This is a genomic window from Variovorax sp. 22077, from assembly GCF_052044195.1.
Taxonomy (GTDB): Bacteria; Pseudomonadota; Gammaproteobacteria; order Burkholderiales; family Burkholderiaceae_C; genus Variovorax; species Variovorax atrisoli.
This window is the reverse complement of sequence record NZ_JBQEQC010000026.1, coordinates 39302-63872: the sequence shown is the minus strand read 5'-3', so window position 1 is coordinate 63872 and position 24571 is coordinate 39302. Positions and strand designations below refer to the sequence as shown.

At 63.2% G+C, this 24571-nt stretch carries 19 protein-coding genes and 1 pseudogene; 10 read left to right on the top strand and 10 right to left on the bottom strand.

Annotated features, from left to right (window positions below; translation table 11 throughout):
- Position 1: 1 nt before the first annotated feature.
- The 6 genes from ACTJLF_RS28955 to ACTJLF_RS28930 are packed head-to-tail and all read right to left on the bottom strand — an operon-like array spanning position 2 to position 5711.
- Positions 2 to 757: an ABC transporter permease gene (locus ACTJLF_RS28955; protein WP_440884391.1), complete on the bottom strand. Its 756-nt coding sequence runs from the start codon at positions 755 to 757 to the stop codon at positions 2 to 4.
- Complete coding sequence (locus ACTJLF_RS28950) at positions 754 to 1623, bottom strand: ABC transporter ATP-binding protein (RefSeq protein WP_080647981.1); 870 nt, start codon at positions 1621 to 1623, stop codon at positions 754 to 756. The genes ACTJLF_RS28955 and ACTJLF_RS28950 overlap by 4 nt, the downstream gene beginning before the upstream one ends.
- Positions 1575 to 2351 (bottom strand): ABC transporter permease, encoded by a 777-nt coding sequence (locus tag ACTJLF_RS28945; RefSeq protein ID WP_019658606.1) that lies wholly within the window; start codon positions 2349 to 2351, stop codon positions 1575 to 1577. Before ACTJLF_RS28945 ends, ACTJLF_RS28950 begins: the two co-directional genes overlap by 49 nt.
- Positions 2352 to 2363: 12 nt before the next feature.
- The gene (locus tag ACTJLF_RS28940) at positions 2364 to 3380 is read right to left on the bottom strand and encodes an ABC transporter substrate-binding protein (RefSeq protein ID WP_354413385.1); all 1017 of its coding nucleotides are present in this window, start codon (positions 3378 to 3380) and stop codon (positions 2364 to 2366) included.
- A gap of 30 nt (positions 3381 to 3410) precedes the next feature.
- A complete protein-coding gene (locus tag ACTJLF_RS28935; protein WP_440884390.1) occupies positions 3411 to 3956 on the bottom strand; it encodes a VOC family protein in 546 nt (181 codons plus the stop codon).
- 24 nt (positions 3957 to 3980) lie between these two features.
- Complete coding sequence (locus ACTJLF_RS28930; RefSeq protein ID WP_440884389.1) at positions 3981 to 5711, bottom strand: FAD-dependent monooxygenase; 1731 nt, start codon at positions 5709 to 5711, stop codon at positions 3981 to 3983.
- A gap of 122 nt (positions 5712 to 5833) precedes the next feature.
- On the opposite strand from ACTJLF_RS28930, the gene ACTJLF_RS28925 reads away from it, so the two are divergent.
- The 3 genes and pseudogenes from ACTJLF_RS28925 (at position 5834) to ACTJLF_RS28915 (ending at position 8483) form a co-directional block, all read left to right on the top strand.
- Complete coding sequence (locus ACTJLF_RS28925) at positions 5834 to 6481, top strand: TetR/AcrR family transcriptional regulator (protein WP_440884388.1); 648 nt, start codon at positions 5834 to 5836, stop codon at positions 6479 to 6481.
- Between the two features lie 322 nt (positions 6482 to 6803).
- Positions 6804 to 7157 (top strand): annotated as a pseudogene (locus ACTJLF_RS28920) (IS21 family transposase); the annotation flags it as partial.
- A 474-nt stretch (positions 7158 to 7631) separates the two neighbouring features.
- Positions 7632 to 8483: an AraC family transcriptional regulator gene (locus ACTJLF_RS28915; protein WP_440884387.1), complete on the top strand. Its 852-nt coding sequence runs from the start codon at positions 7632 to 7634 to the stop codon at positions 8481 to 8483.
- Between the two features lie 68 nt (positions 8484 to 8551).
- On the opposite strand, the gene ACTJLF_RS28910 is transcribed toward ACTJLF_RS28915, so the two are convergent.
- The 4 genes from ACTJLF_RS28910 to ACTJLF_RS28895 all read right to left on the bottom strand — a co-directional run bounded on the left by ACTJLF_RS28910 (position 8552) and on the right by ACTJLF_RS28895 (position 14927).
- Complete coding sequence (locus ACTJLF_RS28910; RefSeq protein WP_440884386.1) at positions 8552 to 9103, bottom strand: Fur family transcriptional regulator; 552 nt, start codon at positions 9101 to 9103, stop codon at positions 8552 to 8554.
- Positions 9104 to 9224: 121 nt separating this feature from the next.
- Positions 9225 to 10694 (bottom strand): efflux transporter outer membrane subunit, encoded by a 1470-nt coding sequence (locus ACTJLF_RS28905; RefSeq protein WP_440884385.1) that lies wholly within the window; start codon positions 10692 to 10694, stop codon positions 9225 to 9227.
- Positions 10681 to 13773, bottom strand: coding sequence for an efflux RND transporter permease subunit (locus tag ACTJLF_RS28900; protein ID WP_440884384.1), 3093 nt, complete (start codon positions 13771 to 13773; stop codon positions 10681 to 10683). The genes ACTJLF_RS28905 and ACTJLF_RS28900 overlap by 14 nt, the downstream gene beginning before the upstream one ends.
- An 11-nt stretch (positions 13774 to 13784) precedes the next feature.
- Positions 13785 to 14927 carry an efflux RND transporter periplasmic adaptor subunit gene (locus tag ACTJLF_RS28895; protein WP_440884383.1) on the bottom strand — a complete coding sequence of 381 codons (1143 nt, stop codon included), beginning with the start codon at positions 14925 to 14927 and terminating at the stop codon, positions 13785 to 13787.
- Positions 14928 to 15274: 347 nt separating this feature from the next.
- Between ACTJLF_RS28895 and ACTJLF_RS28890 the strand changes: the two genes are divergently transcribed.
- From ACTJLF_RS28890 to ACTJLF_RS28860, 7 genes are all read left to right on the top strand, one after another.
- Positions 15275 to 17587: a TonB-dependent siderophore receptor gene (locus ACTJLF_RS28890; RefSeq protein ID WP_440884382.1), complete on the top strand. Its 2313-nt coding sequence runs from the start codon at positions 15275 to 15277 to the stop codon at positions 17585 to 17587.
- A 1-nt stretch (position 17588) separates the two neighbouring features.
- Positions 17589 to 18119 carry a hypothetical protein gene (locus ACTJLF_RS28885; RefSeq protein ID WP_440884381.1) on the top strand — a complete coding sequence of 177 codons (531 nt, stop codon included), beginning with the start codon at positions 17589 to 17591 and terminating at the stop codon, positions 18117 to 18119.
- The gene (locus ACTJLF_RS28880; RefSeq protein ID WP_440884380.1) at positions 18100 to 18501 is read left to right on the top strand and encodes a hypothetical protein; all 402 of its coding nucleotides are present in this window, start codon (positions 18100 to 18102) and stop codon (positions 18499 to 18501) included. The genes ACTJLF_RS28885 and ACTJLF_RS28880 overlap by 20 nt, the downstream gene beginning before the upstream one ends.
- A gap of 509 nt (positions 18502 to 19010) precedes the next feature.
- Complete coding sequence (locus tag ACTJLF_RS28875; RefSeq protein WP_440884379.1) at positions 19011 to 19541, top strand: sigma-70 family RNA polymerase sigma factor; 531 nt, start codon at positions 19011 to 19013, stop codon at positions 19539 to 19541.
- A complete protein-coding gene (locus tag ACTJLF_RS28870; protein WP_354426284.1) occupies positions 19520 to 20518 on the top strand; it encodes a FecR domain-containing protein in 999 nt (332 codons plus the stop codon). The genes ACTJLF_RS28875 and ACTJLF_RS28870 overlap by 22 nt, the downstream gene beginning before the upstream one ends.
- 228 nt (positions 20519 to 20746) lie before the next feature.
- Positions 20747 to 23176: a TonB-dependent siderophore receptor gene (locus ACTJLF_RS28865; RefSeq protein WP_440884378.1), complete on the top strand. Its 2430-nt coding sequence runs from the start codon at positions 20747 to 20749 to the stop codon at positions 23174 to 23176.
- A 27-nt stretch (positions 23177 to 23203) separates the two neighbouring features.
- Complete coding sequence (locus tag ACTJLF_RS28860) at positions 23204 to 24346, top strand: PepSY-associated TM helix domain-containing protein (protein ID WP_440884377.1); 1143 nt, start codon at positions 23204 to 23206, stop codon at positions 24344 to 24346.
- The last annotated feature ends 225 nt before the right edge of the window (positions 24347 to 24571 follow it).

The following is a 24571-nucleotide window of genomic DNA, read 5'->3' as shown; positions in this document are numbered from 1 at the left end:
GTCAATGCTCCGGTTGGATCTTCAGGGTGAGGCGCCGCGCGAGCGCGAGCGCGGCGTTGCAGACAAGGACGATGGCGGTCGCCGCGGCAATGCCATAGAAGACGCCGACAGAATCGCGCACCTGGCGGGCTTGGTCGATGGCATGGCCCACGCCCACCTTGGCCGAGAGAAATTCCGCCACCAGCGCGGCGCTGAGCGCCCACGGCAGTGCCACTTCCAAGCCGGTCAGCACGAAGGGCCACAAGGTCGGCAGGACGATGAACCGCGTCAGCTGCAGCGCGCTGGCGCCGAACACGCGCGCCGTCATGAGCAGTTGGCGATTCACGGTGATCAGGCCGGCGTAGGCGATGGCGAAGACGATGAAGAGCACCGTCAGGACCACCAGCAGAAGTTGAGGGGCCAAGCCCGTGCCGAACCACAGGACCAGCAGCGGCACGAGGCCGAGCTTGGGCACGCTCATGAGGGCCGTGATGAACGGCTGGAGCATGCTGTCGAGGCGCGGCAGCAGCCGCAGCAGGCAGGCCAGGCCAATGCCCAGGACCGTGCCGCCCAGCGTCCCCATGAGTACCAGCCGGCCCGTGGCCCAGAGGTCGCGCAGCAGGCTGCCTGCTGTCAGTTCAGCCCAGAGCCGCTGTGCCACCTGCGCCGGCCCCGGCATCCAGTAGTCGCCCACGACCAGCCCGGCGACTTGCCAGCACGCGAGGAAGATGGCCAGGCCGGCCATCCTCGACGGCCACAGACGGCAGTCGGCGGTCATGGGTGCGGCACCTTGCGAAGGCAGTTGCGGATCGCGTCGTAGTGGGCCGCGAAATCGGGCGCCTTGAAGATCAGCTCGGGGTCGCGCGGACGTGGGATGCGGATGCGCCGCTGAAGCTCGACGCGGCCCGGGGAGCCGGCCAACACCACCACGCGGTCCGCGAGCGCGATCGCCTCGTTGATGTCGTGCGTGACGAACAGGATGGTCTTGCGCCGTATCTCCCACAGCCGCAGCAGGTCGGCCTGCAGCTGCGCACGCGTCTCCGCGTCCAGCGCGCCGAAGGGTTCGTCCATCAGAACCACCGGAGGGTCGTAGACCAGGGTGCGTGCCAACGCCGCGCGTTTGCGCATCCCGCCCGACAGCTGATGCGGGTAGTGGTCGGCCCAGCCTGCCAGGCCGACTTGCTCCAGCAGCTGGCGCGCGTGCTCCAGTTGCGCAGGTGACGGCTTGCCCGACAGCGTGAGCGGAAACAACAGGTTCTGCCATACGGTGCGCCAGGGCAGGAGGTTGTCGTCCTGCGTCACGAAGCCGATCTGCCGATGGCAGCCCGGTTGCGCCTCGTGCCCCGCGCCGGCGACGACCTGATCCTTGAAGACGACCTGTCCCGTACTCGGCGCGAGCGTTTGAGCGATCACGCTGAGCAGCGTGGACTTGCCAGCGCCCGACGCGCCCATGACCGTGACGAACTCGCCTTCCGCCACCGCCAGGTCGATGTCCTTCAGAATCCAGCGTCGTTCCGGCGCACCGGCGTCAGCGAAGGAGACGCCGAGGCTGCGCAATGCCAGCAGCGCCGGGGGATGCAGCGGCAGCGTACCGGCTAGCTGCCGATCGTCGTCGCGCTGTCTTGCGATGGTTCCGATTGCCACTGCAGAAGCCTCTTCTGTGCGAACTCGACGCCCGCGTTGATAAGCAGCACCAGCGACATGACCGTTGCCAGTGCAACGAAGATCAGCGTGGTGTCGAAGTCCATCGCACCGTACTGGGCCAGGTAGCCCAGGCCGCGGTTGGACGAGATGATTTCGCCGACGATCGCACCTGCAACGGCGTACGGGAGGGCCACCCGCAGTCCCCCGAAGACATAGGGAACTACCGACGGCCAGACCACCTGGCGCAGCACTTGGCTCTCGGTGGCGCCGAGCACACGCGCTGTCATGAGCAGGTGTGGGCTGACGGCCTTGACACCCCGCAGCGTGCTGTAGAACACGATGAAGAAGACGGCCGAGGCCACCAGTGCCACCTTGGCGCCGGGCCCGACGCCCAGCCAGAGGATGAACAGCGGGACCAGCGCGGTTTTCGGCAAGGCATAGCCGAGACCGCAGATCGCCAGCACGCCAGCTTCCGCCCGAGGGTGCCGACGCAGCAGCATCGCGAGCAGGCACGCCGGCACGGTACCCAGCGCGAAGCCGCCGAGCGCCTCGCCCACGGTGAAGCGGGCGTGAAACCACAGATCGCCCGTCGAGACCATGTCGTACCCGCGTTCGAGCACCAGCAGGGGCGAACTGATCCAGTAGGGATCCCAGGTCTGTGCGGCAAGCTGCCAGGCCGCCAGCAGTGCCGCACCCAGCAGCGTGCGATCGATCCAAGGATGGCGCATGGTTCGGACCGACTACTGCTTCTTGGCGGCCGCGACGTATTCATCGCTGTACAGGCCCTTGACCAGGGTCTTGAGCGCGCCCTTGTCGTCGGCCGGACCGAACATCGTGTCGACCGTGTGGCTGAACGACTGCGCCATCGGCATTGGGCGCGGCGGCGCGTTGCGGCGGAACGTCTCAAAGGCGTCCTGTAGCAACGCGGGGTCCATCTTGTCGAATCGCCTGGACAGCACCGCCAGTGCCTGCCCGGGCTCGTTCGCCAGCAGCGCCATTGCCCGCGCCAGTGCCGCGACGACGGCCTTGCAGGTGCCGGGCGCGGTGGTGCAGTAGCCGTCGCGTGCCACCAGCACGTTGTACGCCGTGGGGTCCAGGTCGGGGAGGTCGCCCCGCGGTCCACTGATCCACAGCTGAGCGCCGCGCCGGACCGACTCGAGCGTGAACGGGCTGGAGAAAACGAACCCGTCGATCTCCTTGCGCTGCAGGGCGGCATCCATCCCGGTGGGCGCCATGAAGACGAGCCGGACGTCCCGGTCGGCGTCCAAGCCTCCCTGACGGGCGGCATAGCGAAGGAAGGCGTGCGGCAGGCCGTTGGCTGCATCGACCGCCAGCGTCAGGCCCTTGAGCGCCTTGGCACGCTCCGTGGGCGTGCGTGCGCCGGCCAGTTTCTCGGCCGTGCTCGCACCGAGCACGATCTCGGTGGTGGCTTTTTCCTGCAGGCCCGCGATCGCCAGGGTTTTCTGGCCGCGTTGTGCGGCGCGGACCTGGATCAGGCCAGCAAGGGTCGTGAAGTCGGCGCTGCCGCCTATGAGCGCGTTGAGGGCGGTCGGACCCGCCAGCAATCCGAGCTCGACGTCCACGCCTGCTTCCTTGAAGTACCCAGCGTCCTGGGCAATGTAGACCGGTGCGAACAGCACCGACACGGCCGGCAGGATCATGGTCGTCCTGGCCTGTTGCGCGGTGGCGGGCGCCGCACAACAGGCGAGGGCCAGCAGGCTACAGCCTGCCATTCGCCTGATCACAGGTTTCAGCATCTCTTTGTCTCCATGTTGGTCGGGACCTACTTACACACTGTCAGGACGGCGCATCAACTCCACTTCCGGTACGCCTGCGCGCAGCTTGGCGAGCATCTCTTCGGCGTCGAACTCGATGCCGATCGGATTGCGGCTGAAGGCCTCGCTGCGCATCCACGCATTGGTGGCTTCGGCGTCGGGAAAGCTGTCGACCTGCAGCTCGATCTGGTTGCCGTCCGGATCGAGGTAGTACAGCGACACGGTCGGCCCGTGATTGATCGTGCGGTGCGGCTCGATGCCGAGGCCCTGCAGCCGCTTGTAGGTGCCCAACAGGTCGCCGAGCGACCCGTAGGCGAAGGCCGTATGGAAGTAGCCCTCCGTGACCTGCTGCGGTCGCTGCGGATAGTCGTCCAGGGCCAGCAACGCGATGCGGTGGTGCTCGTCGTCGTAGGTCAGGAAGGCGACCTTGCCGGAGCCGTAGGCCACGTGTGCGCCCAGCACCTTGCAATACCACTGCGTCATCGCTTGCAGGCGATTGGTGCGAAGCGCGATGTGCGCCATTCGGCGCGGCGACGGGGAAGGCTGCAGAAGACTCATGGCGGTTTCCTTTGTCCTTGGAGGTCAGGACGCCAGGGGCAGTGGCGTGCCCAGGCGCTGGCTGTTGCCGACCACGGAGGCAAGCACATTGCGCAAGACGTCGTGGGGGGACTCGTGACCTCCGCAGGAGCGCCACATGACGTGCCCGTCGGGACGCACCAGCACGGCGCCGTCGGCGCTAATGCCGTACAGGTCCTGGAAGGCGCCCAGGTTGTCGATCAGGTCGCCCTGCGCCCCGACCACGAAGGCCTGCGCCGTCAGGCCCGCTTCGGAGGCGATCTGGCGGAAGGCAGCCCGCCACCGCTGGCCGAGACGGCCCGCGAGCAGCGTGAAATTCAGATCCTTGAACAGGTCGATCGTGGAGAGGTCGCTGCCTTGCGGGCGACGCAGCCAGCAGTGCGGGGCACGTGCGCCCGGCATGGCTGACGGGCGGTAGCTGTGGACCTCGGTCGGTGCGGCCACGCTGCCGTCATCGAAGACGAGCGTCGAGCGGTAGCTGTAGCCGTAGGTCTGGCCGGGATAGTCGAAGTGCTCGCGCTGCGCGGGGATCGCCTCTCGCATGCGAGCGATGTCGTCCTCCCGGAAATCCTCGTGCGTCTTGAGAATGCCGCCCAGGCCACTGGCCTCCATGTTCCTGGCGTTGCGCACGCTCTGCTCGACATTGAAGCGAATGACGGGCAGCCGTTCTTCGCCGTAGGTGTCAAGCAGTGCATCAAGGGCCACGCCGTTGACCACCAGGGCCAGCTTCCAGCACAGGTTGTGCACGTCGCCGATGGCCGTGTTCATGCCCTGGCCCCCGGTGGGGGGCAGCGGATGGGCGGCGTCGCCGGCCAGGAACACGCGCCCGGCGCGAAGCGACTCGGCCACACGCGCCTGCATGCGCCACACACGAACGTCGCGCACGCTCAGGTCGAGGTCGGCAGCGCCGACGGCGGCCTTCACAATCTGCGCGCAACGCTCGGGGGTGAAGTCCTCCGGGGCGCTCTTCGCGGGGTCGTAGCAGAAGTTGTAGGTCCAGCGGCGACGCCCGTCCAGGGCAATCAGCACGCCGACGGTCCGGGGGTTGTAGATCCACCAGAGCAGGTTGGGACGCTGCGCCACCCACCGCCAGAGATCGGCCTCGAAGTAGACGCCGATCTGATCGCCTAGCACGCCGGCGCCGCTCATGCCGATGCCGAGTTGTTCGCGCAGCGCACCGCGGGCGCCGTCGGCGGCAATGGCGTACCGCGCGTGCACCTGCCGGCGTTCGCCGTCGGGCATTTCGACGGTGACGTGCACGCCGTGCGCATCCTGGCCGAGCGCGTCCACGCGCGTGCCGAAACGCAGTGTCACCGAAGGCAGGCCCTGCGCGCCGCGCAGCAGTTCAGGCTCGAAGGCATCCTGGGGGCAGGAGGTCTTGGCGCTCGGGCCGTGCGTCTCGGCGAGCCGGTTGCGCAGCGGATCCGCGAAGGTACGGATCTCCCCGATGAGCTCGCCGACCAGGGAGCGCACGAACGCGATGCCTTGGTTGCGATCGTGAGGAATTCCCCGAGAGCGCACCGCTTCCTCCAGACCCCAGGTCCGCAGGATTTCCATGGTCCGCGCGCTCACCACGTGGCCGCGTGGATGAAACGAGGTGGAAGGATGCTTCTCGACCAGCAAGGTCTTGACGCCGCAGCGCCCCAGCGCGATGGCTGCGGCCAAGCCGCAGGGGCCACCGCCCACGACGAGCACGTCGAAGCGCTCTGAGCCGGTAGGTGATGCATCTGAAATCATCTGGATTCGAATTACATTGACTGACTGTCAATCAGTTTAGGAGACTGTCATATCTCTGGTCTTGTGGTTTTCCCGGGGGCGGTGGCGGTTTGGCCGCCAGACACGGGGATATGATTTCTTGCATGAACGAACCCCTTGATTCGCCGGGACCGCGGTCTGCGCGGCCGGGCGCGGCAAAGCCACCCACCGGCAAGCAGCGAGTGCTCGCGGCCGCCGAACGACTGTTCGCCAGCCGGGGGTTTCTGGACGTGCCGGCGTCGGAGATCGCGCGGGAAGCCGGTGTGGCTCACGGGCTTCTGTTCCATCACTTCGGTTCGATGGAAGAGCTCTATGCCGAGGTCAGCCGCGCAGCTGCGGCGCGAATGGACGAGGCACAGCTGACATCGTTTCGCGGTGACACCGCGCGCCAGCGGATCACATCGTTCCTGCGCGCGCACATGCGTGCCGTCAAGCAGAGGGAGGGGGATGCGATCTTTCGGGCTCGCTCGTCCAATGCGGCGCTCAGCAACTCCATCGCGAAGATTTGGGAAGAATCACGCGGCAAAGCCATCGATCAGGTGATGGCTGTGCTGGGCATTGCCCGGCCGACCAAACGCATGCGGGTGTCCCTGCGCGCCTGGATAGGCTTTCATGACCAGCTGGTGCTTGGCTGGCTTGCCGACAAGGCACTCAGCGAGACCGAGGTGATCGAGTGGACCATTCGACTGCTTGAACACTTGGCGGAGGATGTGCTGGGTGTGTCGATCGATCACCCAGTCGCCTCCGCGTGAAAGTGCAGCAAGGTGATCGGGATATCCGGCCTGCTGCACTGTCGATGAAAGTACTGGCCGATCCGCCGCAAGCCACCTTCGCCTCGAGGGTCGAAGTCGCCGGCACAGAAGGAGAGAAAAGGGCTGCCGTCAGCAACGGTCTTGGGCCAGATCACGACCTCGTTCTTTACTGGGATGCCAATCCGGACGCTGGCCCCGGTGAACGGCTGCACCACCCCGATGGGGATGTCAGCGTCAGCAGCGCCAGGGGAGACCGCCGCGATAGCGGCGAACTTCAACCAAAATGTGCACCGCGGGGCCCGCGGCCTTAGCGATTCCCCGAGGCGCCAGCTATGACTGGCAGCGCAATATCCTGCTGGTACAGCGCAAGCCGGAACCCTGAGGAACGGCGCACCTTCGTGGACATGCCTGAAGCGCCGCAGCTGTTGCACCGCGATCGGCTGCACCAGGTCGCCGGCGACCACTCGCTGGCGATCTTGTTGATGGCCGGGTTGGATGCAGTGATCGCGGCGGTCGAGTTGGAGAGCCGCCCGTCGTCCGGGCACGTCAGCGTGGAGCATGTCGTCAGCGCCCTGGATCGGCTCAGGGCCCATCGACGGCGCCACTGAGCGTTCGGACGGTGTTGCAGGAAGAGCGGGCCCCGCTGGCCGACACGAGACGCTACGACGGCAATCGTACTTCTTGCACCACAAGTTGCTCGAGCTTGGCATCACTCTTGGCCTTTGTGAATACCGCTTGGCTCAATTGGCTTAGCAGCCTAGAACTCGTCGATGAATCGGCGAGCTGTTGCTCTTGCATCTACAGCTAGCGGAACGGGCGACAGCGATTCGTACTTCGCTCGTCCTCTGCGCACGCGGTCACGCCACTGCTTCCTCGCATGTGTCGAGGTACTCACCATCGAATGAATTGATCGCGATCAGATATATGGGGCGCCGCTTGTATTTGTCGACGGACGCCCTCCAGCAGCTTGTGCAGAGGTGGGCATCCCTAGCGCCCGCACCACCTGCGCCCCAGTGAGCGCCCATAGCGCAAGCAAGGCGGCGGTGCGCAACCTCGCGATATCGAGTACCTAGACGAATTTGCGAAAGTTTCCCATAATGTTTTTCAAATAGGACGCCCTTCCTCTTCCTTGCAGATATCAACACGCACCATGTCGAGCGTCGCCATCGTGGATTTCACTGTGCCCAAGGATGTCGACAACGTCCCTAGACCCGTTGTTGCTCTGAGTGCCACTTCGGTGACGCAGGGCTGGGAAAACGCGAGGCATCAGCACCGCAAGGCTCAACTGATCTACTCCGTGCGCGGCATCCTCAACTGCGAGATCGAAGACGGCGTTTGGATCGTTCCGCCGCAGTGCGCCATATGGATACCGGGAGACTTGCCGCACGCGGCCCGAGGGTCGGGTGAAACGGAATGCTATTGCCTCTTCGTCGAGCCGGATGCCGCGCCAGACCTTCCGAAAACCTGCTGCACGATTTCTGTATCGCCGTTGCTACGCGAGTTGCTGCTGAAGGTGGCCGGTTTTGCTGAGCTATACGCGCTGGGGGGGCGGGAAGACCGGCTGATCGCCGCGTTGCTCGATGAGTTGGCGGCAGCGCCGGTGGAAGATCTGCATCTGCCAATGCCGCGCGACCCCCGATTGCGTCGCCTCGCGGAAATGATGCTGGCCGATCCCACGGACAAGACTTCGAAGGCCGATTGGGCTGTGCGCATTGGCATGAGCGAGCGAAGCATGAGCCGTCTTCTGCTGCACGAAATTGGAATGAGCTTCGGGCGCTGGCGTCGGCAGCTTCATGTGATCCTTGCGCTTCAACGTTTGACCAAGGGTGAGAACGTGCAAACGGTGGCGTTGGAGCTCGGGTACGAAAACGCCAGCGGATTCGTGACGATGTTCCGCAAGGCGGTGGGCAAGCCTCCAGCACGATACCTCTCGGATCGCATGAGCGGCGCCGAGCTTGCGTCCGTGCCCGGCATCATGCTTCCTGATGAAATCTCATCCTGACCGGATCAGGCTGACTTGGCCCGGGACGACCGCCTAACCTCCATCGCATGCGATCCCGCCTTGCGGAGTTACCGACATTTCGCACACGTCGTGGTGATCGTGAAGATTGAACCTTCGTCGACAGCGAAGCCCTCGCCGAATGCCCGTGATCGCAGGTGTTCACGTAGCGCCAGGTCTTCAATGAAAACCAGCCGTTCGCCACATTGGCATCGCAGTGTGTCGGACTGGTCGTTTAGCGCCTCTGGTTTGATTGCGTAGAACGCGCGCCTGCGCGCGCCCTCCGTGCGGACCAACAATCCAGCAGTCCATAAATCATGCAGTGCCCGGTAGATCGATCCTGCCGAGAGCCTGTCGAATTGCGTGCTGAGGATGCGATACATCCGGCTGGCGTCCAGACAGCTCGGGGCGACTTTCTCCAATGTGCTCAACACGCTGGCACGAGCCTTCGTCGGTCGCAGCCCCTTCGCCGTCAAACGTCTTTCCTGAGACGAGGTCGGCGATCCGGCCTCCGCACGGGCTGCCGCAAAGTGCTTGATCTTGTGCTTGCCTGATGGCGGCTTCTTGCTGCCGAATGACGCAATCAAGTCGACGATCGGAGGTGAGTGATCGTAGGGCTCCATCTATTGTTCCTTCGCTATGGCAGACATCGGTCGTTTTTCGCGACGCGAAAGCGGCGTGGCTCATGGCTAGCTCGGTCCCGGCGAGATGGTGGAGGCACCACCTCGCCGGTTCCCCTCGAAGCTAACGCGCCGCGGCCAGTTCCCATCCGCCACCAAGCGCCTTGAACACGCCGACCCGTGCGGACCCTACGCGCTGGTCGGCGGCGGCCAACTGCGATCTTGCGTCGATCAAAGTGCCCTGTGCCACGATCACGTCAAGGTAGCTGATCGATCCGGCGCGGTAGCGCTGATCTGCCAACTGGAAGGCCCGATCAGCCCGGTCACGAGCTTCGATCAGCGCCTGACGCTGCTGCATGGCGGCACCGTAAGTGCTCAAGGATTGCTCGGACTCCTTCAGCGCATTCAGCACTGCGCCATCGAAAGTGGCCAACGACGCAGCGGCTTGCGCCTTGGCCTGCGCGACACGGCTGCGTGCGACCATCGTGTTGGGGAAGCTCCAGGAGATCAACGGCCCTAAAGAGAACGACAAGGTGCGATTGCCTTTCAGATAGTCGTTGCGCAGGTAATTTCCCGACGCGCCCAGTGTGACGCGCGGATAGAGATCAGCCACGGCCACGCCAATGCGTGCGGTATCGGCGGCCAACCGGCGCTCGGCCTGGCGCACGTCCGGGCGGCGACGCAGCAGTGCAGTGCCATCGCCGATCGGCAGTGCTTGCGCGATCTCGGGCGCCTTTGTACAGGTGCGCGCGGATTCGGGCACTTGCGAGGGCGCGCGGCCGGTCAGCGCGGCCAGTTCGAACAACGCGGCATCTCGCTGCCCCTGTAAAGGCGACAAGTTGGACTGGGCCCGGGCCAGCGCGACGCCGGCCCGCTCCACGTCCAGATGCGACGCCGAGCCGGCGTGTTCCTGTCGGTTGACCAGATCCAGGCTGCGCCGAGCCAGCTCAATGGACGAGCGCGCGACATCGATGGATTCGCCATAGGTGCAGGCGTCTATATAAGCCCTCGTCGTCTCGGCGACGACGACGACCTTGGCTGCCTCATGGGCGGCGGCGACCGCATCGGTATCGCTGCGTGCGGCCTCGATGTCGCGCTTGACTCGGCCGAACAGGTCGACTTCGTAAGCGATTTCGAGCCCGCCGCTGTAGCTCCATTGCGTCGGCGCCCGATCGGTTCCAGTCCATGTTGTCTGGTCGCGGCCGTAGCCCACGCCGGCGGACACGTTGGTTGAGGGGAACAGGCCGCCTCGCGCTTCCGTGTAGATGGCCCGTGCACGGTCGAGGTTGGCCAGCGTCACGCGCAGACTGGTATTCGCCGACAAAGCGTCCTGCACCAGATTGCCGAGCGCCGCGTCGTTGTATAGCTTCCACCAGTCCGGCTGCGGCGATGCAGCGGCGTTCGTATCCGCTGGCTGGCTGACGAAGGAGCCCGCCGCGGTCAGCCGCGTGGCTGGAGGGTGATAGTCAGGGCCGCTGGCGCAGCCTGTGTTGACCGCGGTAGCGACGACCGCCATCAAGGCCACGCGGCCAAGGAGAAACGTGGGTGCACGCGAAGCAGCAGGCACGGGAAGGATCGGTTCAGAACGCGACATTGGGAGCCTCCGCAGTAGCGAGTTCGCGAGCGCGGGGACTTTCCGCCGCTGCACGGTGGTCCTTTGCGATGAAGCTGTAGATGGTGGGCAACACGAACAGCGTAAAGAAGGTGCCGACCAACATGCCCATCACCACCACGATGCCGATCGAGAAGCGGCTGGCCGAACCCGCGCCGTCTGCGAACAGCAAGGGCACCAGACCTGCGACCATCGCCGCCGTTGTCATCAGTACGGGACGCATGCGCACCGCCGCAGCCTTCTCGATCGCCTCCACGCGGCTCAGGTTTTCGTGGTGCTGGATATGGTTCGCAAATGTGACCATCAGAATGCCGTGCTTTGAAATCAACCCGATCAGCGTGACCAGTCCGATCTGGGTGTAGATGTTGAGCGTCGCATAACCCAGCCACAGGGGGACCAGTGCGCCGCAGACCGCCAGCGGCACCGTCACAAGGATCACCAGCGGATCACGCAGGCTTTCGAACTGGGCCGCGAGCACCAGGAAGATGACCACCAGTGCGAAGCAGAACGACACCAGCAGGCGGTTGCCTTCCTGCACAAATTGGCGGCTGTCGCTGAGCCAATCCACGCTGGTGCCAGGTGGCAACGGCTGCGATTGCAGGAACGCAATCGCTTCGCCCATGCTCACGCCCGGTGCCGGCAGCATTTCCAGCGTGGCCGAATTCATCTGCCCGAACTGGGTGAGTTGGTTGGCTTGCGGACGCATCTCGACGTGGGTGACGGTCGATAGCGGCACCAGCGCGCCGGAAGTCGCCTTGACGTAGAAGCGCCCGAGGTCGTCCGGCGTCATGCGTTCGATACCTCGCACCTGTGGGATGACGTCGTAAGAGCGGTCGTGGAAGTTAAAGCGGTTGACGTAGTTTTCGCCGACAAGCACGGCCAGGGTATCGGCGATCGATTGCATGGTCACGCCCATTTCACTGGCCTTCGCATTGTCGATCGTGATGTGCGCCTGTGGGCTGTCGTACGACAGGTCGTTCTGCACATAGAGGAACAGGCCGCTGGCATAGGCCGCGGTCTTGATCTTCTCGCCGGTCTCGTAGAGCGTCTTGAAGCCGTCGGGCGAGCGCAGCACCATCTGCACCGGCAGGCCGCCACTGGAACCCGGCAGCGGCGGCAACTGCACGGCTGTCAGAGTCTCGCCGTCGATGGCGCCGCCGGCGGCCTGGATCTGGCCCTGTATTTCGGCGGCCGAGCGCTTGCGCTGTGACCAGTCCTTCAGGATCGCACCGCCAATCATCATGTTCTGGCCCCCGGCGTAGTCGCCGATGTTCATGAAGCTGCTATCGAACTCCGGGATCGACTCGAATAGCTTTTCAATCTGTTGGGCGTAGCGTGCGGTGTAGCTCACGCCGGCATACTGCGGCGCCTTGGTAACGACGATGATCGCGCCCTGGTCTTCGGTGGGCGCCAGTTCGTGGCGAGTGCCGGTGAACAACACCACGATCGCCGCCAACACCACCGCGCCGACCAGCAAGACCGCGCCGCGGGCTGCCAGGGTGTGGGCCAGCATGCGTCCATAGAATGCCGTCAGAGCACACATGTAGTGTTCGAGACGCTTCGCCAGCCGTCCCTCGCCTTGCTTGGAACTGAGCAGCATCGAACTCATCACCGGCGAGAGCGTCAGCGCGACGACGCCCGAGACGATCACCGAGCCGGCCAGCGTGAAAGCAAATTCCTTGAACAGCGCGCCGGTCAGCCCGCCCATCATGCCGATGGGCGCATAGACCGCCGCCAGCGTGATCGTCATCGCGATCACTGGTCCGACGATTTCGCGCGCGCCGAGCAATGCTGCGCGCACGGGAGTCAGTCCTTCCTCGATGTGGCGATGGATGTTCTCCACGACGACGATCGCATCGTCCACCACGAGGCCGATCGCCAGCACCATTGCCAGCAGTGTCAGCAGATTGATCGAGAAGCCGCAGGCGAGCATCAGTGCCGCCGTTCCTATAAGCGACAGTGGAATGGTGACCACCGGAATGATGACCGCCCGGAAGGTCCCGAGGAACAGGAAGATCACCACGATCACGATCGCGACAGCCTCGATCAGCGTGTGCTTCACTTCATCAATCGAGGCATTGACGAATCGTGCGACGTCGTAGTTCGGAGCGACGGTGAGCCCCGGAGGCGCCATCGCTCGGATCTTGGGCAGCAGTTCGTTGGCCTGTTTGACGATCTCTAATGGATTGCCGTCGGGAGTGGGTTGGATGGCAACGAAGATCGCAGGCACGCCCGTGGCAAACGACAGGTTGTTGTAGTTCTGACCACCGACTTCCATCGTGGCGACATCAGAGAGCCGCACCACGCCGCCGCCAGGGCTGGACTTGACGACCATCTGGCGGAAGTCCTCCACACCACGCAGGTCGGTAGCCGCACTGATGTTGGTGACAGTCAATGAACTCTTGAGCTGGCCTGGAGCGGCTTGCACATTGTTGGCACGCAGCGCGGCCGAAATCTCGCCTGCCGACAGCCCGTGAGCGGCAAGCCTTACCGGGTCGATCCAGATGCGCATGGCCAGCGACTGGCCTCCAAAGACGTCGGCCGAGGCCACCCCGGGAATGCTGGTGAAAAGCGGTTGCGCCACCCGTGATGCGAAATCCGTCACCTGCGGGATCGAAAGGGTCTTGCTGTAGAAGGCAACGTACTGCACCGCAGTGCCGCCTTCGGTGGACTTGCTGATGACCGGATCGGTGACGCCCGCCGGCAACTGATACTTGACCTGCTGCACCTTGGCGAGGACCTCCGTCATCGTTCGATCGGCGTTGGCGTTGAGTACCAGGCGCGCCTTGATCTCGCTTGTGCCCTGTCTGGTGGTCGAAGTGAGGTATTCGATGCCGCTGGCCGTGGCGATGGACTGTGCGATTGGCGTGGTGACGAAACCCTGCATCACGTCCTGCGTCGCCCCCGGAAGCGTGGTGTTGACAGTGATGGTGGCGTTTTCCAGATAGGGGTACTGCCGTACGGGTAGTAGGAACAGCGCGGTGGCCCCGATCAGCAGGATCAACAGGCTGACGACCAGTGCCAGGATGGGGCGGCGGATGAAGATGTCGGTGAAATGCATGGCGACGTCCTCTACCGTGCGTTAGCGGCGGGAGTGGCAGCCGGAGCTGCACGCGGCGTTGCGGCAGCCACCTCCGCGTTGATCTTCACCGTCGCACCGGGCGGCAACCGATTTTGGCCGGCCATCACCACAATGTCGCCAGCCTTGACGCCTTGGCTCACGACGACTTCTTCGCCTAGCCGGCGACCCGCAATGACAGGCACGGCGACCGCCTTGCCGATTCCCTGCGCGTCAACATCTTGCACGAGCACCACGCTGTCGCCGGAAGCGGACGTCTGGATGGCGGTCAACGGCAGCACGATGCCGTCGGCCGTGGCTGGCAGGCTCAGCCGCGCCGTCGCGTACATCCCGGATTTCAGGAGTCGGTCGGCGTTGGGCAACAGCGCCTGCACGGCCACATTGCGGGTTTCGTCATTGATGCGTGGTTCGATGCTGCTGATCCTGCCGGTGAACACCTTGCCAGGCGCGGCGTCCACTGTGACCTGCACCGAGGCGCCCGAAGGCAGTTTGGGCAAGTCCTGCTGAGGAAGCGTGAAGTTCACGTAGAGTGGGTCGAGCTGGGTCAGGGTGGCGATCACATCGCCGGCGTTGAGGTACTGTCCGGGATTGATGCGTCGGAGGCCGATCTGGCCAGAGAACGGCGCACGTATGCTTTTCTGCTGGATCCGTGCGTCCAACTGTCGGACTGCCGCCGCCGCCTGGGCGGCCTCTGCCTTGCGTTGTTCGAGCAATTCGCGCGGCTCGGCGCCGGTAGGTGCCAGTTCCTGAGAGCGCCGTAGTTGAGCTTGGGCGAATTCGGCCTTGGCCACCGCAGCGGCACGATCCGCCTGTTCGGGAGCGTCGTATAGCTGCACCAGGACCGTGCCCTCCTTGACAGTCTGGCCGGCATCGAAATGGATGGAGGTCACGCGGCCCGACGTGTCGGGAGCCAGCAGCACCTCCCGCACGGCCTGCAAACTGCCGACGGCCTGCAACTCATCGGCCACGCTGCGAGTTTGGGCGCGGATCGTCGAAACCGGCAGCGGCGGCGTGGTGTGGAGTTCAGCACCACCGCCGCGAGTGGTGCGCCATGCATAGAGCAGGCCGAAGACCACGACAAGTCCGACGACGCTTATGGCAACGGGTTTGGCCCGAAAAATGGTGGCGGTACTCATGCGTTTCTCTCAACGACTACCCGTGTCAGGGAGGCGCCCGACTGGCTGCGCAGAGTCCGCATACAACGGCAAAAGGGGGACATAAGGGCTTCCTCGATAAGAACAAAGCGTTTGTTCGGCCGGCCGTGGACGCGGAGCTGAGCCATGGCAAACCACGATCGGCAGCAGCGTAACCATGCCTATTGGATGCTTCATTGCGAAATCAGGTCAGAATATTTTTCATTACGGCCATTCCGTAGGGAGTCATCGCACTTGGCCTAAGTGAATAACAATCTGGCCCAGTTTCGCCATCGATCCTTTTGTCTTCATCGTTAAATACGGCATCTAAATGCAAATGAGTCTTGTTGATGTCCGTTTTCAGAACTGCTGGAAAGCCCCGTTGGCCAGTCGATGTGCGCACAGAGGGCGCCGCCCATCCTCATCTGAATGTGCTTTGCAAGCCCGCCCAGAGGAGCTCGCCCCGCACCGTGCTGGGCTCGGCAGTCGCGGCGGCGGTTTTTATTAGCGCGCAGGGCGCATCCGCCGCTGAGCCAGGGCAAATCCAAACCAAGGCGGGGGGAACGTCTCAGGATGAGGCTGCCTTGCCGGCCATTACCGTGACGGGCCGCATGGATGCGGCGACGACCGAAGGTACTGGCTCCTACACCACGGGCGAAACCGCAGCGGCGACGCACCTGCCGCTGTCCCTGCAGGAGACCCCGCAGGCGGTGACGGTGATCACGCGCCAGCGCATGGACGATCAGCAGTTGAATTCCGTGCAGGGCGTGCTGGAGAACACTACAGGCGTTTCGGCGTATCAGTCCGACAGCGAACGAACGAGTTTCTACTCACGCGGTTTCTTGATCAACAACGTTCAGTACGACGGCATACTTACCGACGTCGGCAACATCGTCAACGGAAGCGGCATCGGTTCCGTAGATACCGCGTTCTACGATCGTGTCGAGGTAGTGCGCGGCGGCGCTGGTTTGCTGACCGGCACTGGTAATCCCTCGGCCGCAATCAACCTGGTGCGCAAACGACCGACCCGTGACTTCTCGGCGTCTGCCTCGATCGGTGCAGGGAGTTGGGACACCTACCGGGGCATGGCAGACATCTCCACGCCGTTGACCGGGGACGGCCGCATCCGCGCGCGCATGGTAGGAACTTACCAGGACGGGCACTCGTACGTCGACGGCTACAAGCCGCAGAGAAAGTCTTTCTACGGCATCGTCGAGGCAGATCTGACGCCAGACACGACGGTGAGCCTAGGCTATGACTACCAGGACATCACGCCGAAGGGCTCCACCTGGGGAGGGTTGCCGCTATGGTTCAGCGACGGCACGCAGGCGGAATACTCGCGCTCCAGGAACTACGCGCAGGACTGGAGCCATTGGAACAACACCCTCAAGACGGCGTTCGCGGAGATCGAGCACCGCTTCGACAACGGCTGGAAACTCCGAGCCGTCGCCAACCAATACCGTACTGGATACGATGCCGAACTGCTCGGCCTGATCGGCCGCCCCGATCGCGCCACGGGACTGGGCTCCTACCCTTACGGTGCTTATCCGGTAGCGCTGGCATCCGAAGGTCGCAGCCGTCAAAACACCTTCGATGTGATGGCGAGCGGTTCGTTCGAACTGCTTGGCCGTCAGCATGACTTGGTGGTAGGGGCGACGAGTTCGCGCCGCACGGTTAGCCAAGAGGATATCGCTCCGTTCTATCCAGGCTTTGCGCCTGTGAATGTCTATGAACTGAGCCCAGCCTTTCCCCGCCCCAACTTCGACGCCATGGCTTCGATACCGACCCGCACACGAATCAAGCAGAGCGGTGTCTTTGGCGCAGCCCGGTTCTCGCTGGCAGAGCCTCTGAAACTCGTCGTCGGCGGCCGCTTCAGCAACTACGAAATCGACGACGACGTCGGTGGCTCGTCGTTGCACTACAAAAAAAGCGGTGAATTCACTCCGTATGCGGGCCTGATCTACGACATCGACAAGACCTATTCGGCCTATGTGAGCTACACAGGCATATTCAATCCGCAAACTGACTATCGGGACAGCAAGGGCAACGTGCTCACGCCGTCGAAGGGAAAAACCAAGGAAATCGGCCTCAAGGGCGCGTACATGGACGGGCGTCTGAATGCGTCGGTTGCTTTGTTCGAGACCGAGCTGGACAACGCGGCGCAGATGATTGCAGGCACCTATACGCCGGGAGGCGCCCAAGCCTATAGAGGTGCTGATGGAACGAAGTCGCGCGGAATCGAACTGGACTTGCAGGGCGAGCTGGCGCGTGGCTGGAACATCTACGCAGGCATCACCCATTTCACTGCGCAAGATGGCAATGGCGTCCGCTTGAATTCGCAAATACCTCGGACCACGGTCCAGCTTTTCACTATCTACCAGCTGCCCGGCGAATGGAGCAAGTTGACGCTAGGCGGAGGCGTCCGGTGGCAAAGCCGCTTCTACCAGGCGCCCAACACGGGAACCAGTTCGCTCGGCGGAGAACAGGGATCCTATGCCTTGGTGTCGCTCGTGGCGCGTTACGCCCTCACCGAAAAGATGAACGTCGCCGTCAACATCAACAACGTGTTCGACAAGAAATACGCGCTACAGAAGGGCGATTTCGACACCGTGAGTTATGGCGCACCGCGCAACGTGATGGTGACGCTGAACTACAGGTACTGATTTGTTCGCAGCCGATGCTTCAGGCCGTGGGATCGCAGACACACAGTCATTGATGATCGAGAAAGCTCCGATGCTCCTTCAATCCCCCCTACGCCACGACCAGGACTTGGCCACGAACAATCCGAACAAGATCGCCTTGTGCTGGTTGACGACAGCCGCTGGTGCCGTGCTTTTTGTCGCCTTCCAGTTGTTCTTTTACGTGAACGACTTCGTGAGAGCACAGGGAGCGCAACCGGAGATCACGTTCGAGCCAGGAGTACTGTGGGTGTTTCCCGCGATCTATGGCTGTTGGATCGTCACGGTGCTTCTCTCGCTGATCGGAACCCGTAAGGCCCAGTGGGCTGCGCTGGTCCTCGGCAGCCTGCTCGTCGTCCTGAATACCCTCGGTGGAATCTCCGACGGATTGCGCGACGGTTGGCACATTGCCTTTTCGGCAGTGTTCTTCATTACGTTGCCCGGTGTCTCCGCGATCGTGGTCACCTGGCGTCGCATTAAGAGCAAAGGAAACAGCAATGTCGATGAACAGTTCTGACTTCCCCTTGGTCTGGATGAGCCTTACCCAAGAAGTCGGTTATGACCACCAGAAGGACTTCGACGAATTCGAAGCAAATTTGCAGCGCGGAGAGCCATTCGTTATCTTGACCGACACCGTGCCTGCCGAAGACCACGAGCACTCGCCGGAACAAAAGAAGCGTACCGCGCTCTGGATGAAAAAGCACAAGGCCGAATTGCGCAGGTTGGTTCTGGCAATGATCCTGGTCGAACCCAATTCGGCAAAACGTCTTGGATTGAAGGCATTTGCGGTGCTTTTTGCCAAGTTCTGGGGCCACCCTCTACTTCTTGCTACTTCACGTGAGCATGCGATAGAGATGGCGAGAGAACTGCTCTCAAAGGGCGGAAACTCATCCCACTGATGACCCGCGACGCGTCCGATTTGCCAGAAAACTCTGTTGCGTCGCACCGTTGCAGCGATGTCCTGCCCTGACCGTTCCTCGTCGGTACCAGGGTGAACCCCGTGCCGTCATCGCGCACCGCAGAGCGTCCACTGTCTACACGACACTACGTCGATACACGCCAGCATGCGCTGCCGACGTCAGCGGCCATCCCTGTGGGCGCATCTTAGAGATTGGCTCATTGTTTTCGAGGTTTCGAAGTTCGCGGAATGTCACATGGACCCGCAGGGCACCCGTATCGCAAGTGCACGGTGAAGTTGTCTTGATTCCCTGAGAGTCGTCAAGCAGCGCGTCCGCGATGACTTATGTGGACGCGTGCCGGCGTCCGGATGCTTCTGCCGCGGCAATCGCGAGGCTTTACAAGCTGAACGCGGACGTGGTGCACCAGGCGGCACCCGCCTCTTTCTCTTGCATCGATATAATGAGAACAATTCTCATTTTTGGGTAAGCCATGTCATGGTGATCGCTCCATGCCCATCGCACTCTCATCCTCTGAAACAGCTGAGCACAACGGCCTAGAGCAGCTCTACCGCGATCACCACGGGTGGCTGCAGTCATTGCTGCAGCGCAAGCTGGGCGATGTCCAGCATGCGGCAGATCTGGCGCAGGATGCGTTCATGGCATTCATGCGCCCTCGTACAGCCACGGTGGCGCCAGGGGGCCTGCGCGAGCCCAGGGCCTATCTGCGTGCAGTGGCGCATGGGTTGCTGGTGGACCATTTCCGTCGGCAGACACTGGAGCGCGCCTATCTGGAAGCGCTGGCGCATCAGCCGGAACCCTTGGCCTGTTCACCCGAAGACCGCCACATGGTGCTGCAGGCGCTGCAGCGCATCGACAAGATGCTGGACGCACTGGGTGCGCGTGCGCGCGAGGTGTTCCTGCTATCGCAGCTGGAATGCCTTACCTACGATGAGATCGCGCGTCGCATGAACATCTCTGTACGCACCGTCAAGCGCGACATGCAGTCAGGATTCGCGCTTTGCATCGCGGCAATGATGTGAACGCGCACGCACTCGAGGACACGCAGCGGACCCTGCTGGCCCAGGAAGCAGCACACTGGATGGTGCTACAGCACGCCGGCGAGCTGGATGAGAGCCATCTGCGCGCCTTGAAGCTTTGGCGTGATCGCAGTCCCGATCACGAACGAGCGTGGCAGGCTGCGCAGGAGTTGCGTCTGCTCTTGGCGCAGGTGCCACAGGACGTGGGTCTCAAAACGCTGAGCGCTGCAGGCCGCACAAGGCGCCAGGCGGTTCGTGGTGTGGTTACCGCGACCTTGGCCACACCCCTCGCATGGTGGATGTGGCACACCTTCGGTCGCGAATGGGCAGCCGAATACCGCACCGCCGTGGGCGAGCGCCGCACCGAAACGTTGGCTGACGGTAGCCGTATCTGGCTCAACACGGGCAGCGCCGTCAACGTGCGGTTCACCGCCACCGAGCGCGCGTTGGAGCTGGTCGCCGGTGAAGTCCTGGTGGAGACGGCGCATTCCGCTCTGCCATTGCCTCCACTGGAAGTAGTGGTTAATGCGGGCCGTGTGCGTGCATTGGGTACACGCTTCTTGGTGAGAGAACTGCGAGACGCGCGCTGGCGCGTGGCCGTTCTGCAGCATGCAGTGCGCATCCGGCCAGCTCGTTCGGACGCCAGCCAGGCAGTGGAATTGCACGCTGGCATGCAGACCGATTTCGATGCGCACCGTACAGGTGGCACACGGGCTGCGGATGACAACGCCGCCGCCTGGCGTGATGGTGTGTTGGTGGCGCGCGATATGCGGCTGGTCGATTTGACGGCGGAAATTGCCCGCTACCGCCGTGGCTTTCTAGGCTGCGCGCCGGAAGTGGCGAACCTGCGCATCTCTGGCGTGTTCCAGCTCGACGATACAGACCGCACACTGCGAGCGCTTGCGGAATCCCTTTCCCTCGCGATTCGCGAACGCACCCGGTACTGGGTCACGCTGACCGCGAAGTCGCAAGGCACCTGAAAACAGGCGCCTCTCCCATCGCCAGGTGGGTTTCCTGCATGACCGATTTTGAAGTCGGCAAGACGTTGAACCTGCCGCCTCAACGGGAAGACGGGATCTGAAGTGAGGCGTCGCCGCCGCTGACGTATCTCTTGGCAGACTTGCATGGCCCCTTTCCGGAGCTGCTTCGACAAGGGAATGAAGCGCTGATTTTTAAAGCGCGTCTCCAATCCCTGAAGCAACGTTCTCATGCATACCTCACCGCGCAAGGCTTCGGCCCATGCCCCCGTTCGCCTGAAGCAGGCTTTCAACACCATTTCACTGTCCGCTGCGCTATGCGCGTTGTCCAGCCTGAGCGCGGCAGCGCAGACGGCGGTCGCACCGGCACAGAGTGCCGCCCAGGATGCGGCGCAGGCTTTCAACCTACCCGCCGGTCCGCTTGACGCTGCGCTCTATGCCTTTGCCACCCAGTCCGGAATCACGCTCAGCTTCGAGCGCGCGCTGGTGGAGGGCCTCAGCACGGCAGGTCTTCAAGGCCGTTTCGACACCGAGCATGGCCTGGCGATGCTGCTGGGCAACACCGGCCTCAAGGCGGTGCGTGGTGTCAGCGGCGCATGGCAGCTGCAGCGCATGGCTCAGCCCGCCCTGGCGTACGGCGACGCCTACACCCTGAAAACCGTTGTGGTGCAGGGGAGTGCCGAAGCAAGCGCTACTACGGAGGGAACGGGCAGCTACGCACCGCGTCAAGTGACCGTCGGTACCAAGATCCCCGTGCCGTGGAAGGAGGTGCCTGCGTCAGTCTCCGTGGTCACACGCCAGCAGATTGAAGACCAGAACCTGATGACCGTAGAAGACGCGCTGCGTCAAGTGGTGGGTGTGACAACGTTTCCGTATGGCGACGGCACGGCTTACTTTCAGGCGCGTGGCTACCAGTCGGACGTGCAATATGACGGCATTCCCGCCAACAACGGCCTACAGTATCTCAGCCAGTTCGATCTGGCCATGTACGACCGTATCGAAGTGCTGCGTGGTCCTGCTGGCGTGTTGCAGGGCGCAGGCAGTCCTGCCGGCACGGTGAATATGGTGCGTAAGCGTCCTACCGCAGAGCCCAGCATGGGAGTCACGCTGTCGGCTGGTTCATGGGGCCGCGGCCGCTCGGAGTTGGACATCTCTCGTCCACTCAACGAGAGCGGCAGCGTGCGCGGACGCGTCGTGTTGGCCGGCCAGAGCTATGGCACTTTTCTGGACAAGGGTCGTGACCGCAGCCTCATGGGCTACGGTGTGATCGAAGCCGATCTCACGCCGGACACATTGCTCACCCTCTCAGCCACAGCACAGAAAAGACATGACCGCGGCATCGACTACGGCGTGGGCGTCCATGCGGACGGCTCATTTGTTCGCCTGCCTCGTTCCACTTTCTTCGGCACGGACTGGAGCGGCGCTGATAACACCACCAGGGAGTACTTTGCCGAGCTGAGCCACCGCTTCAACAGCAACTGGCAAGCCAAGGTGGTATATCTCGACCGGAGCGTAGACGGGAACTCACGCTATGGCTACGTGAACCCCGGCCCGGGCTTCAACTATCACTCCCGCTACACACTACAGGCGCAGGACGGCGACACGCTCTGGCGCGGTCTCGATGCCAACATCTCGGGCAAGTTCGATCTGGCGGGCATGAAACACGAAGTCGTGCTTGGCTTCAACCAGGCCTGGCGCCGCCAGACCTCGCTCAGCGGCAATGTGCAGATCCCTGACGTGGACCTGCACAACATCCAAGTGCCGGAACGGCCTATCCCATTCAAGTTTGGGTCCAACAGCCGCAGTGAGCAGTCCGGCATCTACGGCCAGTTGCGTACGCACCTCACCGATCGGCTGACCCTGACGTTGGGCGGGCGGCTCAGCCGTTATGAGAGCCGTTCTCAGAACATCCTGCCCACGGTCGGCCAGTGGCAGAAGGATCCGGGCGTTGGCACTCAGTTCACACCGCAGGTCGCCTTGGTATATGACGTGCAGCCGAACATCTCTGTATACGGCAGCTATACGGAAATCTTCCAGCCGCAGACGCAACTTGCGTTGGGCAACGCTGCACTCAAGCCGCGCGAGGGCAAGCAATTCGAAGTTGGTTCCAAGGGCGTGTTCCTGAACGGGCAACTGAACGCCTCGATTGCCGCCTTCCAGATCAATGATGAAAACCGCGCCATCGCTGATCCAAACAACCCGACCTTCTATGTGGCAAGCGGCAAGGTGCGCAGCCAGGGCTGGGAAGTGGAAGTGGCCGGCCGCATCCGTCCGGGCTGGGACATCTATGCCGGTTACACCCGCCTGCTCACCCGCTACATCGACGACCCCACTCAACTCGGCGCCATCTACTCGGCCGAGGAGCCGCGCAACAGCTTCAAGCTGTGGACGCGCTACGAGTTCCAAAACAAGGATCTGCGGGGCTGGTTCCTGGGCGCGGGTGTGCGTGCACAGAGCACCACCAACCGTGGCGCGGATCCACAGCGCGGCTACGCGGTGTTCGATGCGCAAGTGGGCTACCGCATCAACAGGAATCTGCTCGCCACCGTCAACGTGAACAACCTCTTCGACAAGGCCTACTACGCCCGCGTTCCTTCACGCTTCTACAGCGTTTGGGGCGAGCCGCGCAATGTCATGGTCACTCTTCGTGCCAGCTATTGATGCTGGTAGACAGTAAGGCCTGACCACGTGGCTACGATAACCGCCAAAGCGCTTCAAGGCTGGTCCTGGATCCACAAGGTCTCCAGTCTGATCTGCACAATGACCATGCTGCTGGTGTGTCTCACCGGCTTTCCCCTCGTGTTCTCGGACGAGATCGATGACTGGCTTCATCCTGTGCCGCAGGAAGTGGCCGGGCGCAGTCGTGTGGACATCGACACCATTGTGGCCGATGCATTGCGCCGCCATCCGGGTGGGTGGCCCGAATATGTGGTGCGCGATGATGAAGCGCCGGTCGTTCTCATCGGCATGAAAAGCTCGCTGGAGGCCGCGGGCAGCCGCGTGCGTAAGCTGCGTTATGCCGCCTACAGCGGCGAACTCATCGGCCAGGCGGCGGCTGCCGGTGAAGGCCGATTCGGCATCGGTATGCTCATGCAGATCATGCGCGGACTGCACACCGACCTGTTCGCGGGCCTCGCTGGCGGCATCTTCATGGGTGTCATGGCGTTGCTCTTCATTCTGGCGAATGTCTCCGGACTGCTGCTGTACGCACCCTTCATGAAGGGCCGCAGGTTCGGTACCGTGCGCCGGGAGCGCAGCGCGCGCATCGCCTGGCTGGATCTGCACAACCTTCTCGGCATAGTGCTGCTTGCCTGGGCATTGCTGGTGGGCGTGACAGGCGCCTTCAACCAATTCTCCAAGCCTTTGTTCTCCCAATGGACGGCCACTCAGGTGCGACCGCTGGCGCTGCGGCTGAGCGCCGATGCGCCGGATGGACCACCGATCCCGGGCCATTGGGCTTCGCTCAATGCTGCCATCCACATCGCCGAAAAGGCCCTGCCGGGAACCCATGTGAGCACCATGCTCATGCCCGGCAGCCAGTACGGCAGCGCGCATCATTACCTGATCTGGGCCGCGGGCGATACGCCGCTCACCTCGCGCATGTTGCAGCCCATCCTGGTGGATGCCCGCACGGGGACGCTCAGCGCCATCGTCCACATGCCATGGTATCTGCGCACGCTGGAGCTCTCGCGCCCACTGCATTTCGGTGACTATGGGGGCCTGCCGCTGAAGCTGCTGTGGGCGATGCTGGATGGCGTCACTGTCATCGTGTTGAGCAGCGGCCTGTGGCTCTGGAGGGACAGGGCGCGGCGCGCGAGTATGAAACGGTGATCCGCGCCGCGCCGCGCCGCGCGGCTTCGGTGGTCTCGCCCCCGAACGCCAAATGTCTAACGACTGTGTCAGTGCATCACGTCGTAGGTCGATGCCCTTGGGCATGGACCAAGGAGTGCAACTCAAGTAGGGGAGGGACCGAGCCCATGGGTCTATGGCTTTCGCAGGTCGGAAGGAACCGGGTAGCGTGCGCGCTCCACCGAACGAGCTCCAGCTCGACCTGGA